The following is a 17,404-nucleotide window of genomic DNA, read 5'->3' on the forward strand; positions in this document are numbered from 1 at the left end:
CCATCACCCCAAGCCGTCTGTGCATACAGACGGCTTTATTGCGCACGCCCTACCCCCTTTTTGCCCAAACCGAAGCTTTCAGACGACCCCTTGACCGAACAATAAAAATATCGGATTCAAGAATCCCGTTTCAACATCATTCAAACCAAAAGGTCGTCTGAAACCTTTCAGACGACCCCATCCGACCAAGGAAACCCATGAACATCACCGTCCTCGCCGTCGGCACCAAAATGCCCCGCTGGGTGGACGAAGCCGTCGGCGAATACGCCAAACGCTTCGGACGCGACGTCGCCTACACCCTCAAAGAAATCAAACCCGAAAAACGCGGCGCAGGCGTCAACGCCGCACAAGGCATGGCGGCGGAAGAAAAACGCATCCTCGAAGCCATCCCCCAAGGCGCATTCCTCATCGTCCTCGACGAACGCGGCAAAGCCCCGACCTCCGTCGAGCTGGCGGAACACCTCAAAAGCTGGCAGCAAAACGGCGAACACGTCTGCTTCGTCATCGGCGGCGCCGACGGCATGACCGACCGCCTCAAACAACAAGCCCGCATGATGATGCGCCTCTCCAGCCTCACCCTCCCGCACGGCATGGTGCGCGTCCTGCTGACCGAACAGCTCTACCGCGCCGTTTCCATCCTCCACAACCATCCCTACCACCGCGAATGACAAAAGCCGTACCCATAGGCAGGCTTTTCGGCTTAAAAGTAATTACTTGAAGTTATAGGAATTTTTTGTTACAAACAATTTAATCAAGAAAATCCTTGACACCTTCCCGGAATGAAAGTATAGTTTTAGCTTCTGACGCGGGATGGAGCAGCATGGTAGCTCGTCGGGCTCATAACCCGAAGGTCGTAGGTTCGAATCCTGCTCCCGCAACCAATTTTAAAAACCCTCGGTTTTCCGAGGGTTTTTTGTTGCCCGCCATTTCGGTAAAACGGCAAACAGGTTGGTTGCTGCGGGAAGGCGTTATGACCGGTTCGTTTATTTTTGATACATTCTCTGTCCTCGCGCAGGTGGGGCGGAAATGGCGCGCCGACAAATAAGCGGTATCGATGTAAACGGGCCGGCTATGCCGTATTGTAAAAGGTCGTCTGAAAACTTTCAGACGACCTTCAATCTTTTTTCTCAATATGCCGCAACGGCTTAACGTTTTTTCTTGGCGTTTTTCTTTTCGGCGGTGGCAAGGCGCATGGCGACGAATTCGACCATCAGTTCTTTTTTCGTCCAGAAGAAGTTTTTCATTTTTTCCAGAGAATAGATTTTGCGCACCATCATGGGCAGGCCGGCATGGATGATGGCGGCGACTTCGCCGTTGCGGGTTTCGTCCGCCATGGCGGTTTTGAGGTCGGTCTGGTTGGCGGCAAGGTAGTCGCCGAGTTGTTTTTGAACGCTGGTGCTGATTTCAAATTGCTTAATCATGTTTTCTTTCCGTTTTGTGTTTTTCCCGCGGGGAGTGGGTATATTAGTTTAATTACATATGCATTCTAACAAAATCTAATCTTATTGCATATAAACAGTCTGGAATTATGATGTGATTTACCATTTTTCGGGTATAAAACAGACAGTCGTTGACATAAAGAAAACAGCCGCTGCGGTTTGGCGGGTAAAATACGCGTTTTCGAGCGTGAGGTCGTCTGAAAATGTATTTGTGGTTTAAGCTCTTGCATGTGTTTTTTGTGATTTCGTGGTTCGCCGGACTGTTTTACCTGCCGCGGATTTTTGTGAATCTGGCGCAGGTCGAAGCGGCGGAGCAGCCGGTGGAATATGAGCGGCTCTCGGCGATGGCGCGGCGGCTGTATAAGTTTATGTCGCCGTTGGGGTTCGGGACGCTGGTGTGCGGCATTGTGATTCCGTTTGTGACGGGCTGGTGGGGGCAGGGCTGGCTGCATGTGAAGCTGTCGATGGGCCTGCTGCTTTTGGCTTATCAATTTTATTGCGGCGCGCTGCTTCGCGGTTTTGAGGAAAAACGCAATGCGCATTCGCACAAGTGGTACAGGGTGTTTAACGAAGTGCCTGTATTGATGATGGTCGTCGCTTTGTATATGGTGGTGTTCAAGCCGTTTTAAGGTGTGTGCGAAACCTGCAAAACCTGTTTTCAGACGACCTTCTTTTATATTGGAATCAAACAGATGACTATTGAAATCGAACGCCGCTTCCTGTTGAAAAACGATGACTGGAAGCGCGAAGCCTCTGCGCCGCAAGTGTTGCAGCAGGGCTATTTGAGCGTGGAAAAAGAGCGCACCATCCGCGTGCGCATTATTGACGATAAGGCTTGGTTGACTTTGAAAGGCTATATTTCGGATGTCAGCCGCAGCGAGTTTGAATACGAAATTCCTTTGGCGCACGCGCAGCAGATGATGGAGACGATGTGTCCGTTTAAGATGGAAAAACACCGTTATCGGGTGGAATTTAATGGCTTTGTGTTTGAAATCGACGAGTATTTCGGCGATAACGCGCCTTTGGTGGTGGCGGAGGTCGAGCTACCTGCGGAAGATACACCGTTTGAAAAACCGGACTGGCTGGGCGCGGAGATTACGTCGGAAGGAAAATTTACCAATGCGTATTTGAGCAAGCATCCTTATTCGACTTGGTAGGCGGGTTGGGGGAATAACGGTACGCCGCCGATACTGGATGCGGATTGTAGCGTGGGCTTTGCCCACGGAAAAAGGCTTGGTTGAGAATCAAAAAGGTCGTCTGAAAGTAGGTTTCAGACGACCTGAAGTTCGTCCCAAGACCTTTGCAAAATTCCCCGAAATCCCCTAAATTTCCATCAAGACATTTAGGGGATTTCTCATGAGCACCTTCTTCCAGCAAACCGCACAAGCCATGATCGCCAAACACATCGACCGCTTCCCATTATTGAAGTTGGATCAGGTGATTGATTGGCAGCCGATCGAGCAATACCTGAACCGTCAAAGAACCCGTTACCTTAGAGACCACCGCGGCCGTCCCGCCTATCCCCTGTTGTCCATGTTCAAAGCCGTCCTGCTCGGACAATGGCACAGCCTCTCCGATCCCGAACTCGAACACAGCCTCATCACCCGCATCGATTTCAACCTGTTTTGCCGTTTTGACGAACTGAGCATCCCCGATTACAGCACCTTATGCCGCTACCGCAACTGGCTGGCGCAAGACGACACCCTGTCCGAATTGCTGGAACTGATTAACCGACAACTGACCGAAAAAAACCCAAAAGTAGAGAAAGCATCCGCCGCCGTCATTGATGCCACCATTATTCAGACCGCCGGCAGCAAACAGCGTCAGGCCGAGACCTTTGCAAAAAAGCCCTTCCCTCGACAACCGAAACCCAAACACAGTTTTTCGGCTGTTTTCGTTTCAAATATCCACTAATTCTACCCAAACACCCCCTTAATCTTCCCCAGACGCCCCATAATCGGGCATCCGGGCCGCCTTTTAGGCAGCAGCGGGCACACTTAGCCTGTTAGCCGCTTTCAACAGGTTCAAACACATCGCCTTCAGATGGCTTTGCGCACTCACTTTGAACAGACCAAAATAGGCTGCCTGGGCGTAGCGGAATTTACGGTGCAGCGTACCGAAGCTTTGTTCGACCACATAACGGGTCTTCGACAAATATCGGTTGCGTTTGGTTTGCGCTTCCGTCAGCGGACGGTTGCGGCAGGCTTTGCGCATAATGCCGTCTGACAACTGATGCTCTTTCAGATGTTGCCGGTTTTCCTTACTGTCGTAGCCTTTGTCGGCATAGACGGTCGTACCTTCGGCAATGCCTTCCAACAAAGGGGACAGATGGTTGCACTCATGGGTATTGGCAGGAGTGATGTGCAGTTTCTCGATATAGCCTTCCTCATCGGTACGGGTATGTTGTTTGTAACCGAGTTTGTAGAGGCCGTTTTTCTTTGTCCAACGGGCATCTTTGTCCTTACTCGGTGTGGTTTGTCCGCTGACTTGTCCTTCCTCGTCGACTTCTATGGCCTGACGCTGTTTGTTGCCGGCAGTCTGAATAATGGTGGCATCAATGACGGCGGCGGATGCCTTCTCTAATTTTAGGTTTTTTCCGGTCAGTTGTCGGTTAATCAGTTCCAGCAATTCGGACAGGGTGTCGTCTTGCGCCAGCCAGTTGCGGTAGCGGCATAAGGTGCTGTAATCGGGGATGCTCAGTTCGTCAAAACGGCAAAACAGGTTGAAATCGATGCGGGTGATGAGGCTGTGTTCGAGTTCGGGATCGGAGAGGCTGTGCCATTGTCCGAACAGGACGGCTTTGAACATGGACAACAGGGGATAGGCGGGACGGCCGCGGTGGTCTCTAAGGTAACGGGTTCTTTGACGATTCAGGTATTGTTCGATCGGTTGCCAATCAATCACTTGGAGATCTTTGCAATAACATAGGGTACTAAAATTTTATGCTCAATCTCATTTTCAAAATGCAAAACTTTTCTGATTTTTCCTACTTTTTGCTCAATATTAGGAAGGTTTTAGGCAATTGAAAATTTTTTGGCGCATTTTTATGCGTCAAATTTCGTTAACAGACTATTTTTGCAAAGGTCTCACTTGATCTAACTTCAATAGTGGGAAGCGGTCGATGTGTTTGGCAATCATGGCTTGTGCGGTTTGCTGGAAGAAGGTGCTCATGAGAAATCCCCTAAGTGTCTTGGTGGTAATTTAGGGGATTTTGGGGGATTTTGGGGAATTTTGCAAAGGTCTCTCAATATATTTTAGTTTGAGAGGAAACATGGATTTGTTATCTACTGTCGAACGTTATTCAAAGTTAGAAATCCCCAAAGCAACCAATTTTCTTAAGAGTCGCTTTGGGTATATGGCACAGCTTTTAAGATACTTTTTAGTTATAATCTCAAATTTTCTTTATAACATAAAAATAAATATTAAGTTCTCTATGGGTTATCCATAGAAAAATTTTAGGTTATTTATTATTTTATCATAAAGATCGAGAAAAACCTCTCTGTTGTTCGTTTTTATTTTCCTGAACGGCTAATTCTTGGACTTTTTCCTGTTCAATACGCTCATTAGCTATTTGATTAAAACGAGCTACCTCATCAGAATTGTCTGCAAGAACCTTTCTAGCGTATGAACCGTCGGCATCACTTACTAAGCCCTTAAGCATAGCACTCAGCTCTTCAAATTTTGATTGTTGTTTAGTTTCCTCCACCTGTGGCTTCATCTCAGGTTTAATGAAATTTTCCTTCGCTCTTAACGCTCCGTGAAAAATTGTTTTATTATCCCAATAACTATTCCCTGTCATCACTACTTCAGCAGGGCCTGTTGATGTTTGTGAACCAAAAAAATGGATACGACCTTTTTCATCATACTCTTTGAAAATGGCAATGTGTTGAGCACCGTTAGGCATCGTCATCATCAGTAAGTCACCTGGTTTCAAGCTACCATCAGTTTTAGCGGAACTAGGCAGTACATCAAAATTTTCTTTAGCATAACCAGTTAGTTTATTCCCTTGAAATAACGTGTGCGTTGTAAATTCACCTGCTGATTTTTTAAGGTTAAACCCAGCACCATGTAATGAATAATAAACTAAGGAAGAACAATCAACCCCTTTTCTTCCATCATGGTCTTTATCTTCATTAAAACGAGAGGGATCAATTTTTTCACCTCTACTATTGGCTGAGCGACCAGCTAAATCATGTCGCCCATACTCATGTGTACTCTTTGAAAAATTAGCTTCTGCAAACCCGATAATCCTTTGGTTTTGGCGTTCTTGAATTTCAGACATTATAAATTCCTTTTTTCATGTTTCATTTAAGATAATCCAATCTTTGGGAATTTGGATTAATGTTGTGTTACTCTATTACACAAACACCTATCAGCATGACTGTAGCCTAATTATCGTTTACTATACTAACAGCTGGTACTTATCCTCCGCTGAACTGGCTTTCTTCTATTGTATTGCAAAATTTCCCATATTGATACACCTATCTGTATCTTTAAAAGTAAATTTAGCATGCTCAGTTAATAACACTAATAATAGCTCTTTTTTGCCGATATTCATTCCTGAGATAGTTAACTTCTCTCTATAATACAAAATATTGCTTATCTCCTTAGCATTATCATAGTGGGTGTTGTATCTTTATAAAACAACAGCCCCTCCTTTTTTAATTGCACATAAACTTGGTTTCCACATAATGCATACTGATAGGTTAAGCAATTACGACGTGTTAGACATCAGTGGATGTTTTCAATTATTGAATGGGTCACAGTAAGAAACCTTTGCAATAGCATAAGTTACATAAATTTTATGCCCAATACCATTTCAAAATGAAAAAACTTTCTGATTTTTCCTTTTTACTCAATATCAGGTGTAGAAACCAGTAGCGTTATTCACAGTATTTGAAAAACAATATTGTCATGAAAATTCATAAGAATACCTACCTCACATCTCACTAACGTCAAGCTGTTTAGTGAGTCTATCCACAGAATAAAATCATCGTTACTTCTCTGGTTCGGCGATACCAAGTCAGCAGAGTGACCACCTACAATATCCTTTATGCATTGCAACAAATTTTAATCTTATTGCATATTAACTGTGCGAAATTATGACGTAATTTACAATTTTTCAGGCGTAAACAGGCAGTTGTTGATATAATCAATTAAAAACAAAATAGTACAATACTCAACTTTGAAGGTCTAACCATGGCATACTCTGCGGACTTAAGAAACAAAGCTTTAAACTATTACGAACAATGCAAAAACATCAGCCAAACCGCAGCAACGTTTAATTTGTCAAGAAACACGCTTTACCTGTGGATTCGCCTTAAAAAACAAACAGGCAGCCTAAAACATCAAGTTACCGGTCTAAATGCCGTAAAATTGGATAGGCAAAAACTGGCTCAATATGTTGAGCAGCACCAGGATGCCTATCTGCATGAAATCGCCAAACATTTTGATTGTACGCCAGCCGCCGTTTGCTATGCACTCAAACAGATGGGGATGACGCGCAAAAAAAGACCACCACTTACAAAGAACAAGACCCGGCCAAAGTAACGCATTATTTGACACAGCTGGCCGAATTTTCCGACTACCAACGTGTTTATAGTCAATTAAAATCAAAATAGGACAGTAACGCATCGTCAAATCGGGCGTAATCAGACAATACGGTTCGCAGATACCGCTTAATATTCGCCCACACCTTCTCAATCGGGTTGAGCTCAGGTGAATAAGGTGCAAGAGGCAATACCTTATGTCCCCATTTTCCCGCCATTTCCCGTAAAACACCCATACGGTGAAATCGCGCATTATCTAAAATAATCACCGATTTTTGAGTCAATGCAGGCAGTAGGCATTGCTGAAACCACGCTTCAAAAAAGACTCCGGTCATCGTATTTTGATAAACCATCGGAGCAATCAGCCGGTTGCCGACTTGTGCGGACACCAGAGATAAGCGTCGGTATCTTTTTCCACTTATCTGCGCTTTCACTATTTGCCCTTTCGGGCTGCGGGCATAGGGACGGAACAGGTAGCGGTCAAATCCTGTTTCATCCAAATAAACACGTTGGTAGTCGGAAAATTCGGCCAGCTGTGTCAAATAATGCGTTACTTTGGCCGGGTCTTGTTCTTTGTAAGTGGTGGTCTTTTTTTGCGCGTCATCCCCATCTGTTTGAGTGCATAGCAAACGGCGGCTGGCGTACAATCAAAATGTTTGGCGATTTCATGCAGATAGGCATCCTGGTGCTGCTCAACATATTGAGCCAGTTTTTGCCTATCCAATTTTACGGCATTTAGACCGGTAACTTGATGTTTTAGGCTGCCTGTTTGTTTTTTAAGGCGAATCCACAGGTAAAGCGTGTTTCTTGACAAATTAAACGTTGCTGCGGTTTGGCTGATGTTTTTGCATTGTTCGTAATAGTTTAAAGCTTTGTTTCTTAAGTCCGCAGAGTATGCCATGGTTAGACCTTCAAAGTTGAGTATTGTACTATTTTGTTTTTAATTGACTATATTTGGATGAAACAGGATTTGACCGCTACCTGTTCCGTCCCTATGCCCGCAGCCTGAGAGGGCAAATAGTGAAAGCGCAGATAAGCGGAAAAAGATACCAACGCTTATCTCTGGTGTCCGCACAAGTCGGCAACCGGCTGATTGCTCCGATGGTTTATCAAAATACGATGACCGGAGTCTTTTTTGAAGCGTAGTTTCAGCAATGCCTACTGCCTGAGACCTTTGCAAAAAAGCCCTTCCCTCGACAACCGAAACCCAAACACAGTTTTTCGGCTGTTTTCGTTTCAAATATCCACTAATTCTACCCAAACACCCCCTTAATCTTCCCCGGACGCCCCATAATCGGGCATCCGGGCCGCCTTTTAGGCAGCAGCGGGCACACTTAGCCTGTTAGCCGCTTTCAACAGGTTCAAACACATCGCCTTCAGATGGCTTTGCGCACTCACTTTACACAGACCAAAATAGGCTGCCTGGGCGTAGCGGAATTTACGGTGCAGCGTACCGAAGCTTTGTTCGACCACATAACGGGTCTTCGACAAATATCGGTTACGTTTGGTTTGCGCTTCCGTCAGCGGACGGTTGCGGCAGGCTTTGCGCATAATGCCGTCTAACAACTGATGCTCTTTCAGATGTTGCCGGTTTTCCTTACTGTCGTAGCCTTTGTCGGCATAGACGGTCGTACCTTCGGCAATGCCTTCCAACAAAGGGGACAGATGGTTGCACTCATGGGTATTGGCAGGAGTGATGTGCAGTTTCTCGATATAGCCTTCCTCATCGGTACGGGTATGTTGTTTGTAACCGAGTTTGTAGAGGCCGTTTTTCTTTGTCCAGCGGGCATCTTTGTCCTTACTCGGTGTGGTTTGGGCGCTGACTTGTCCTTCCTTGTCGACTTCTATGGCCTGACGCTGTTTGCTGCCGGCAGTCTGAATAATGGTGGCATCAATGACGGCGGCGGATGCTTTCTCTACTTTTAGGTTTTTTTCGGCCAGTTGTCGGTTAATCAGTTCCAGCAATTCGGACAGGGTGTCGTCTTGCGCCAGCCAGTTGCGGTAGCGGCATAAGATGCTGTAATCGGGGATGCTCAGTTCGTCAAAACGGCAAAACAGGTTGAAGTCGATGCGGGTGATGAGGCTGTGTTCGAGTTCGGGATCGGAGAGGCTGTGCCATTATCCGAGCAGGACGGCTTTGAACATGGACAACAGGGGATAGGCGGGACGCCCTCGGTGGTCTCTAAGGTAACGGGTTCTTTGACGGTTCAGGTATTGTTTGATCGGCTGCCAATCAATCACCTGATCCAACTTCAATAGTGGGAAGCGGTCGATGTGTTTGGCGATCATGGCTTGTGCGGTTTGTTGGAAGAAGGTGCTCATGAGAAATCCCCTAAATGTCTTGGTGGGAATTTAGGGGATTTTGGGGAATTTTGCAAAGGTCTCTGCCTGCATTGACTCAAAAATCGGTGATTATTTTAGATAATGCACGATTTCACCGTATGGGTGTCTTACGGGAAATGGCGGAAAAATTGGGACATAAGGTATTGCCTCTTGCACCTTATTCACCTGAGCTCAACCCGATTGAGAAGGTGTGGACGAATATTAAGCGGAATCTGCGAACCGTTTTGTCTGATTACGCCCGATTTGACGATGCGTTACTGTCCTATTTTGATTTTAATTGACTATATAAAGAAAACAGCCGCCGCGGTTTGGCGGGTAAAATATGTGTTTTCGAGCGTGAGGCCGTCTGAAAAATGGTTTTCAGACGGCCTTTTGACTTTATTAGCCGATTTTAAGGCTGATAGCTGGGTTTCATGCCGTTGGGCAGGAGTTGCCAGACGTAGCCTGTGGTTTTCATTTTGCCGGCAACTTCGCCTGCTTCGTCGCCGTAGCCCCAGAAGTAGTCCACGCGGACGGCGCCTTTGATGGCGCTGCCTGTGTCTTGCGCCATGATGAGGCGGTTGAGGGCTTTTTTGGTGGTCGGATGGGCGGTGGCGACAAACAGCGGCGCACCTAAGGTGATGTAGTGGCGGTCGATGGCGCCTGCGTATTCACCCAAGAGCGGGGTGCCCAATGCGCCGACCGGGCCGGCTTCGCTGCTGCCGGTCAGTTCGCGGAAGAAGACGTAGCTGGGGTTTTGTCCCAAGACTTCGGCGAGGCGGCCGGGGTTTTGCTTCATGTAGGCTTTGATGCCCTGCATGCTGGTTTGTGAGAGGGGGAGGTAGCCTTTGTCCGCCATGTAGCGTCCGATGGAGACGTAGGGGTGTTCGTTTTTGTCGGCAAATCCGACGCGGATATATTTGCCGGACGGGGTTTTCAGACGACCTGAACCTTGGATGTGCATGAAGAAAAGTTCGACGGGGTCTTCTGCGTAACCGAGGATGGGAGCTTTGCCATTGAGCGCGCCGCCGTTGATTTGGTTGCGGGTGTAATAAGGAACGAAGCGGCTGCCTTCAAACCTGCCTTTGAGGGCGGTGCTGCGGGCTGTAATGGGGAATTGGGACAGGTCGGCGGTGTGTGTGCCGCTGTTGTCGATGACGCCGCTGTTGGCACCGGTTTGGCGGATACGGACGGTGGCTTTGCTGCCTCTCAAATTGGCGGGCAGTGGGACGGAAACGAAGTCGTTGGGGATGCCGTAGATGGGGAAACGGGCTTTGCTGGTGGCTTTGTCATCACCGAGCAGGACGGGCTCGTAGTAGCCGGTGATGGTGCCGGCGGGGTTACCGTTGTTGCTGACTTGCCAAGGGGTGAAATAGCGTTCGAAGAAATGCTTGGCTTGGAAATGGTGGACGGGCGTCTGCATGGCTTGGGCGCACACGTCTTGCCAGCCTGCGCGGTTTTTGAGTTTCTCGCAGCCTAAGCGGAAGGATTGGAGGCTTTTGACGAAGTGTTGGGTGTTCCAGTGCGGCAGTTCTTGGTGGGACACGACGGTGTAGGTTGCGCCGCCGCCGCTGACGGTGGTGCCTGCAGGGTCGGGCGTGCCGGTGGGGCGGTCGGGGCCTTTGACGGTGGTGGTGTCGACTTCGGGGAGGTTTTTGATGCGTTTGCTCGGGCAGGCAGAAAGGACGGCTGCGGCGATGGTGAGGAGTGTGATGCGGTATAGGTGTTTTTTCATAATGCTGTCTTAAAGGTCGTCTGAAATCGGGTGGATGAGAACGTGGTTTGCAGACGGGATATTGGTCCGTTTATTCAAGAGCTTGGGATTCTAACACAGTTTGTCCGCCTGCTTTGACTCAAGGCGTGAAGTCGTCTGAAAACGGATGGGGCGGGTGTTCAGACGACCTTGTGTGTTGTGGCGGCTATTGTTGATGGACGGGATATATTTTAACTGCCGTATCGGCTGTTGGGAGACGGACTGGAAAAGTACGTTTGTCCGATACTTTCGTCATTTCCTTGTTAACATTCGTAACTGTGTTTATTACTTAAAAATAAAAATTATTTGCATTTGTTTAATTATCGGTTTATAAATATTTAGGCATAAGGTCGTCTGAATTTTCTTGGAGAGGATTTATTGCAGCCGAATAGAATAGATAAGGCGGCGGGTGAAACGGCTTGGGTAAAAGAATAAATGGTTTAGTTTTGGATATTTAGTTTTAAGGTTTGTTTTATATATGTTGATTGCTTTTTTGATTATGCTGCGCGAGGGCATCGAGGCCGCCCTGATTGTGGGCATCGTCGCCGGTTTTTTGAAACAGTCGGGACATTCGCGGCTGATGCCTAAGGTGTGGCTGGGCGTGGCTTTGGCTGCGCTGATGTGTCTGGGCATCGGATACGGCATCCATTCGGCAACGGGCGAGATTCCGCAGAAGGAGCAGGAATTTGTGGTCGGCGTTATCGGTTTGGTGGCGGTGGCGATGCTGACTTATATGATTTTATGGATGAAAAAAGCCGCCCGTTCGATGAAGCAGCAGCTTCAGGATTCGGTTCAGACGGCCTTAAACCGCGGCAACGGTCAAGGCTGGGCTTTGGTCGGCATGGCTTTTCTGGCTGTGGCACGCGAGGGGCTGGAGAGTGTGTTTTTCCTCTTGGCGGTGTTTCAGCAGAGTCCGACTTGGTCTATGCCCGTCGGCGCGGTATTGGGGCTGCTGGCCGCAGTGGTCATCGGCGCGCTGATTTATCAGGGCGGTATGCGTCTGAATCTGGCGAAGTTTTTCCGCTGGACGGGCGCGTTTTTGATTGTGGTGGCCGCCGGTTTGGTGGCCGGTTCGCTGCGCGCGCTGCATGAGGCGGGCGTGTGGAACCACCTGCAAGAGGTAGTGTTTGATTCTTCCAAATACCTGCATGAAGACAGCCCGCTGGGCGTGCTGCTCGGCGGCTTCTTCGGCTATACCGACCACCCGACGCAGGGCGAGGTGCTGGCGTGGCTGCTGTATTTGGTTCCGGTCATGATTTGGTTTCTGCACGGCAGCAGGCCCGCCGCGGTGCAGAGGTCGTCTGAAAACCATTAGGGACTGTCGACAGCCCCTAGTGGCGCTTAAAAATTCCGTATCCCATTCTTATCAACATGCCAAAGAGGTTTGAAATGAAAAAACTCAATATAACTGCTTTATCCGTGATGCTGGCTTTGGGTCTGACCGCGTGTCAGCCGCCCGAAGCGGAAAAATCCGCGCCTGCCGCGTCAGGTGCATCGGGTGCATCAAGCGCGAATGCCGACGGCACCGTCAATGTCGGCGTGAACGACACCGCCTGCGAACCGATGGAACTGACCGTACCGAGCGGACAAGTCGTGTTCAACATCAAAAACAACAGCGGCCGCAAGCTCGAATGGGAAATCCTCAAAGGCGTGATGGTGGTTGACGAACGCGAAAACATCGCCCCCGGACTTTCCGACAAAATGACCGTTACCCTGCTGCCGGGCGAATACGAAATGACCTGCGGCCTCTTGACCAACCCGCGCGGCAAGTTGGTAGTAACCGACAGCGGCTTTAAAGACACCGGCAACGAAGCCGATTTGGAAAAACTCGCCAAACCGCTTGCCGACTATAAAGTTTACGTCCAAGGCGAAGCCAAAGAGCTGGTTGCCAAAACCAAAGCCTTCACTGACGCCGTCAAAGCGGGCGACATCGAAAAAGCCAAATCCCTGTTTGCCGCCACCCGCACCCACTACGAACGCATCGAGCCGATTGCCGAACTCTTCAACGAACTCGACCCCGCCATCGACGCGCGTGAAGACGACTTCAAAGACAAAACCGAAGACGCGGCCTTCACCGGCTTCCACCGCATCGAACACGCCCTGTGGGTCAAAAAAGACGTATCCGGCGTGAAAGACATTGCCGACAAACTCATGAAAGACGTTGAAGCCCTGCAAAAAGAAATCGACGCCCTCTCCTTCCCGCCGAACAAAGTCGTCGGCGGCGCGGCAGTGTTGATTGAAGAAGTTGCCGGCAGCAAAATCAGCGGCGAAGAAGACCGTTACAGCCACACCGACTTGAGCGACTTCCAAGCCAACATCGAAGGCGCGCAAAAAATCGTCGAACTCTTCCGTCCGATGATTGCCGAGAAAAACAAAGCCCTGCTCGAGAAAGTCGACGCCAACTTCAAACAAGTAACCGACATCCTCGCCAAATACAAAACCAAAGACGGCTTTGAAACCTACGACAAACTCAGTGACGAAGACCGCAAAACCCTTCAGGCACCAATTAACGCCCTTGCCGAAGACCTGAGCCAACTGCGCGGCACACTGGGCCTCAAATAAACTTGACCCGCCCGTTTCAGACGACCTTTTGAAGAAATACAAGGGGTCGTCTGAAAACTAATCGCTGATGCCCTCTCCCACGGAAAGGGAAAGGCCGTAGCGTGGGCTTTGCCCACGAAAAACCCGAATACAGAAATCGTAGGCTGGGTCGGGTTTGCCAACCCAACCTGCCCTGCTGACAGCCGTATCAAAAATTAAACGGGTTAGCTGTATCGCCGTTCCAAGATTAGATTTCTGAGAAAGTTTGGTTTGCCCCAAATGCAAGCATTTCGGAGGTCCGCTAATCCTCCGGTAGAAGAACAGGTAGGGTGTGTGGCGCAGCCACGCACGCGGAAATCGCGCATCCCTTACCGTTTATTCGATTGATCGATGATTCAAAGTTTTCAGACGACCTTAAACGTCGTCTGAAAATTCAAAATAGCAAACTTAAACAAAACAACCGCGTACATACCGCAGCCCGAATCCCCGCAAAGGACTCCACCATGAGCCAAGACAACTCACAACCCGCCCAACCGACCAAACGCACCCTATTCAAAACCGTCCTTGCCGCAGGCGCAGCCGGCGCGGCAGGCTGGTTCGCCGGCAAACAACAAGGCGAAACCGCCGCCGAGACCCGTCTCAACGAACACTCCCCGCAAGCCTACCCCTGCTACGGCACCCACCAGGCCGGCATCACCACCCCGCACCAACTCTTCGGCATCATGTGCGCCTTCGACGTAACCGCCAAAGACCCCAAACAACTCGAAAACCTCTTCCGCACCCTCACCGCCCGCATCGAATTCCTCACCCAAGGCGGCGAATACCAAGACGGCGACGAAAAACTCCCCCCCGCAGGCAGCGGCCTGCTCGGCAAAACATTCCGCCCCGACGGCCTCACCATCACCGTCGGCGTCGGCAGCAGCCTCTTTGACGACCGCTTCGGACTCAAAGACAAAAAACCCCGCCACCTCCAAGAAATGCGCGACTTCCCCAACGACCGCCTCCAAAAATCATGGTGCGACGGCGACCTCAGCCTCCAAATCTGCGCCTTCACCCCCGAAACCTGCCAAGCCGCCCTGCGCGACATCATCAAAAACACCGCCCAAACCGCCGTCATCCGCTGGAGCATAGACGGCTGGCTGCCCAAAGCCGAACCCGGCGCCATCGCCGCCCGCAACCTCTTAGGCTTCCGCGACGGTTCCGGCAACCCCGACGTATCCGATCCCAAAATTGCCGACCAAGTCCTCTGGACAGGCATCGCCGCCAACAGCCAAGACGAACCCGCCTGGGCGAAAAACGGCAGCTACCAAGCCATCCGTCTCATCCGCCACTTCGTCGAATTCTGGGACAGAACCCCCTTGCAGGAACAAACCGAAATCTTCGGCCGCCGCAAATACAGCGGCGCCCCTATGGACGGCAAAAAAGAGAGCGACACCGCCGACTTCGCCAAAGACCCCGAGGGCAAAACCACCCCCAAAGACAGCCACATGAGGCTCGCCAACCCGCGCGACCCCGAGTTCATGAAAAAACACCTGCTCTACCGCCGCGCCTTCAACTACTCCCGCGGCCTCGCCGCCAACGGCCAGCTCGACGTCGGCCTGATTTTCATCTGCTACCAAGCCAACCTCGCCGACGGCTTCATCTTCGTCCAAAACCTGCTCAACGGCGAACCGCTGGAAGAATACATCAGCCCCTTCGGCGGCGGCTATTTCTTCATCCTCCCCGGTGTAGAAAAAGGCGGCTTCCTCGCCCAAAGCCTGCTCAGCGCGTGAACACAGGTCGTCTGAAACCTGACGGTGCATAGGTTTTATGCGTCAAACTCTCCCTGAAAAAGGTCGTCTGAAAACCAAGTATTCCGGTTTTCAGACGACCTTTCCGTCAAATGGGCACAAATTCAGAATAAGCTAACCCGTAGCGTAGGCTTCGCCCACGACCTTCCATCCGAACATCCGAATCTAATCCTCTCTGTTTATTCGTGGGTAGAACCCACGCTACGGGCGGCTGGTAACGGATAGGGCAAAGCAAAAAGGTCGTCTGAAAACCTAATTCCGGTTTCAGACGACCTTTTTCTTGTCTGCTGTACGGCTTATTGCTGCTTCGCCGCCCATTCCTCAGGCGTGGCGGCAACGGAAATCGACAGCGCGTGCAATTCGTTGCTGGCCAGTTGCGCCTTCAGACCGTCTTTGATCAGGCGGTGGCGGGCGAGGCGGGCTTTGCCTTCAAACTCGGAAGAAACGATGACGGCGAAAAAGTGATGCCCGTCGCCTTCGACTTCTACGTGTTCGCAAGCGGCGACGCCTTCAATCAGCGATTTGACTTGTTCTGGGGTAAGCATTTGTATTCCTTGTTTCAAAAACATTGCGGCATTATACAGAATAATGCCGTCAAACATCGCCAACTTGCTGAGGATAGTATTTTAAAAGTTATTCATTAATATTGAATTAACATAAGATTTACAAAGGTCGGCGGATTCGCATTTGAAGTGCAACTTTCCATAACAGAAAAAGGCCAGTATGCGGTAGCATACGGCCTTTCCTGCAAGAAAGATTGCCATGGGCTACACACAACTGACCCAAGACGAACGATACCATATCCAATACCTGTCCCGCCACTGCACCATCGCCGAAATCGCCAAACAGCTCAACCGCCACAAAAGCACCATCAGCCGAGAAATCAAGCGGTACTGCATCCAAGGGCAGCAATACAGCGCCGATAAAGCCCAACGGCAAAGCCGACTGACCAAACAGCACCGGCGAAAACCCTATAAACTCGATTCGCAGCTGATTCAACACATCGACACCCTTATCCGCCGCAAACTCAGTCCCGAACAAGTATGTGCCTACCTGCATAAACACCACGGGATCACACTCCATCACAGCACCGTTTACCGCTACCTCCGCCAAGACAAAAGCAACGGCGGCACTTTGTGGCAACATCTCAGAATATGCAGCAAACCCTACCGCAAACGCTACGGCAGCACATGGACCAGAGGCAAAGTGCCCGACCGCGTCGGCATAGAAAACCGACCTGCTATCGTCGACCAGAAAACCCGCATCGGCGATTGGGAGGCCGACACCATCGTCGGCAAAAATCAGAAAAGCGCGTTATTGACCTTGGTCGAACGCACTACCCGCTACACCATCATCTGCAAATTAAAGAACTTAAAAGCCGAAGACACTGCCCGGGCGGCCATTAGGGTATTAAAGGCATATAAAGCCAGAGTCCACACCATCACCATGGATAACGGCAAAGAGTTCTACCAACACACCAAAATAGCCAAAGCCTTGAAGGCGAAAACCTATTTTTGCCGCCCTTACCATTCTTGGGAGAAAGGGCTGAATGAGAACACCAACGGACTCATCCGGCAATATTTCCCCAAACAGACAGATTTCCGAAACATCAGCGATCGGGAGATACGCAGGGTTCAAGATGAGTTGAACCACCGGCCAAGAAAAACACTTGGCTACGAAACGCCAAGTGTTTTATTCTTAAATCTGTTCCAACCACTGGTACCCTAGTGTTGCACTTGAAATCCGAATCCAAGGTCGTCTGAAACGTTTTCAGACGACCTCTTTTCTTATTTTTGGATGTCGGATACTTAAAAATATCATTTTTTTAGTATGAGTGAATTCAGGCAAAAGGGTTTTGGCATATAAATTGCTTTCAGATAAAAGGTAAAGTTTCACTTTGATTGCAAAATAAAGTTAAGAAAATAGAAGTCATCAAAGATAAGCGGATAGATAAATAGCCAAAAGGTCGATAAATCAGTTTTTGGAGATTGTTATCTGAGGTATAGATAA

The 17,404-nt window shown here is 49.4% G+C and carries 12 protein-coding genes, 1 tRNA gene and 6 pseudogenes; 12 read left to right on the plus strand and 7 right to left on the minus strand.

What is annotated here, in order from left to right; all coding sequences use genetic code 11:
- The first annotated feature begins 197 nt into the window (after positions 1-197).
- The gene (gene rlmH, locus MON37_RS11535) at positions 198-668 is read left to right on the plus strand and encodes a 23S rRNA (pseudouridine(1915)-N(3))-methyltransferase RlmH (RefSeq protein WP_009312525.1); all 471 of its coding nucleotides are present in this window, start codon (positions 198-200) and stop codon (positions 666-668) included.
- A 136-nt stretch (positions 669-804) separates the two neighbouring features.
- Positions 805-881: transfer RNA gene (locus MON37_RS11540), tRNA-Met, on the plus strand.
- A gap of 264 nt (positions 882-1,145) precedes the next feature.
- Here MON37_RS11540 and MON37_RS11545 read toward each other — a convergent pair.
- Entirely contained in the window at positions 1,146-1,421 is a 276-nt protein-coding gene (locus MON37_RS11545; protein ID WP_039410460.1) for a hypothetical protein, read from the minus strand.
- 221 nt (positions 1,422-1,642) lie between these two features.
- On the opposite strand from MON37_RS11545, the gene MON37_RS11550 reads away from it, so the two are divergent.
- From MON37_RS11550 to MON37_RS11560, 3 genes and pseudogenes are all read left to right on the plus strand, one after another.
- The gene (locus MON37_RS11550; RefSeq protein WP_039410457.1) at positions 1,643-2,068 is read left to right on the plus strand and encodes a CopD family protein; all 426 of its coding nucleotides are present in this window, start codon (positions 1,643-1,645) and stop codon (positions 2,066-2,068) included.
- Positions 2,069-2,131: 63 nt separating this feature from the next.
- Positions 2,132-2,596, plus strand: a complete 465-nt coding sequence (locus MON37_RS11555) for a CYTH domain-containing protein (protein WP_039410455.1) — start codon at positions 2,132-2,134, stop codon at positions 2,594-2,596.
- Between the two features lie 199 nt (positions 2,597-2,795).
- Positions 2,796-3,269, plus strand: a pseudogene (locus MON37_RS11560) (transposase); the annotation flags it as partial.
- Between the two features lie 147 nt (positions 3,270-3,416).
- On the opposite strand, the pseudogene MON37_RS11565 reads toward MON37_RS11560, so the two are convergent.
- Positions 3,417-4,346, minus strand: a pseudogene (locus tag MON37_RS11565) (IS5 family transposase); the annotation flags it as partial.
- A 568-nt stretch (positions 4,347-4,914) separates the two neighbouring features.
- The gene (locus MON37_RS11570) at positions 4,915-5,721 is read right to left on the minus strand and encodes an NlpC/P60 family protein (RefSeq protein ID WP_070859338.1); all 807 of its coding nucleotides are present in this window, start codon (positions 5,719-5,721) and stop codon (positions 4,915-4,917) included.
- 917 nt (positions 5,722-6,638) lie between these two features.
- Here MON37_RS11570 and MON37_RS11575 point away from each other — a divergent pair.
- A pseudogene (locus MON37_RS11575) lies at positions 6,639-7,039 on the plus strand (IS630 family transposase); the annotation flags it as partial.
- A 2-nt stretch (positions 7,040-7,041) separates the two neighbouring features.
- On the opposite strand, the gene MON37_RS11580 reads toward MON37_RS11575, so the two are convergent.
- Positions 7,042-7,889 (minus strand): IS630 family transposase gene (locus tag MON37_RS11580; protein WP_242883686.1). Its coding sequence is split into 2 segments (ribosomal slippage): positions 7,042-7,574 and positions 7,574-7,889, totalling 849 coding nucleotides; the frame shifts between segments, so codons are not numbered across the junction.
- Between the two features lie 47 nt (positions 7,890-7,936).
- Here MON37_RS11580 and MON37_RS11585 point away from each other — a divergent pair.
- Positions 7,937-8,131: pseudogene (locus tag MON37_RS11585) on the plus strand (IS630 family transposase); the annotation flags it as partial.
- 171 nt (positions 8,132-8,302) lie between these two features.
- Here the strand turns inward: MON37_RS11585 and MON37_RS11590 are convergent.
- Positions 8,303-9,310 (minus strand): annotated as a pseudogene (locus MON37_RS11590) (IS5 family transposase).
- 62 nt (positions 9,311-9,372) lie between these two features.
- Here MON37_RS11590 and MON37_RS11595 point away from each other — a divergent pair.
- A pseudogene (locus MON37_RS11595) lies at positions 9,373-9,612 on the plus strand (IS630 family transposase); the annotation flags it as partial.
- Positions 9,613-9,722: 110 nt separating this feature from the next.
- Here the strand turns inward: MON37_RS11595 and mltA are convergent.
- Complete coding sequence (mltA, locus tag MON37_RS11600) at positions 9,723-11,045, minus strand: murein transglycosylase A (protein ID WP_039409606.1); 1,323 nt, start codon at positions 11,043-11,045, stop codon at positions 9,723-9,725.
- Between the two features lie 496 nt (positions 11,046-11,541).
- Here mltA and efeU point away from each other — a divergent pair, with 496 nt between their 5' ends.
- The 3 genes from efeU to efeB all read left to right on the plus strand — a co-directional run bounded on the left by efeU (position 11,542) and on the right by efeB (position 15,376).
- Positions 11,542-12,378: an iron uptake transporter permease EfeU gene (gene efeU / locus MON37_RS11605; RefSeq protein ID WP_039409603.1), complete on the plus strand. Its 837-nt coding sequence runs from the start codon at positions 11,542-11,544 to the stop codon at positions 12,376-12,378.
- A 74-nt stretch (positions 12,379-12,452) separates the two neighbouring features.
- A complete protein-coding gene (efeO, locus tag MON37_RS11610; protein ID WP_039409594.1) occupies positions 12,453-13,625 on the plus strand; it encodes an iron uptake system protein EfeO in 1,173 nt (390 codons plus the stop codon).
- A gap of 482 nt (positions 13,626-14,107) precedes the next feature.
- The gene (efeB, locus tag MON37_RS11615) at positions 14,108-15,376 is read left to right on the plus strand and encodes an iron uptake transporter deferrochelatase/peroxidase subunit (RefSeq protein ID WP_039409592.1); all 1,269 of its coding nucleotides are present in this window, start codon (positions 14,108-14,110) and stop codon (positions 15,374-15,376) included.
- A gap of 314 nt (positions 15,377-15,690) precedes the next feature.
- Here the strand turns inward: efeB and MON37_RS11620 are convergent, their stop codons facing one another.
- A complete protein-coding gene (locus tag MON37_RS11620) occupies positions 15,691-15,939 on the minus strand; it encodes a BolA family protein (protein ID WP_039409609.1) in 249 nt (82 codons plus the stop codon).
- Positions 15,940-16,156: 217 nt separating this feature from the next.
- Here MON37_RS11620 and MON37_RS11625 point away from each other — a divergent pair, with 217 nt between their 5' ends.
- The gene (locus tag MON37_RS11625) at positions 16,157-17,122 is read left to right on the plus strand and encodes an IS30 family transposase (protein WP_242883604.1); all 966 of its coding nucleotides are present in this window, start codon (positions 16,157-16,159) and stop codon (positions 17,120-17,122) included.
- Positions 17,123-17,404: the final 282 nt, after the last annotated feature.

This window comes from Morococcus cerebrosus (genome assembly GCF_022749515.1).
In the GTDB taxonomy this organism is placed as follows: Bacteria; Pseudomonadota; Gammaproteobacteria; order Burkholderiales; family Neisseriaceae; genus Neisseria; species Neisseria cerebrosa.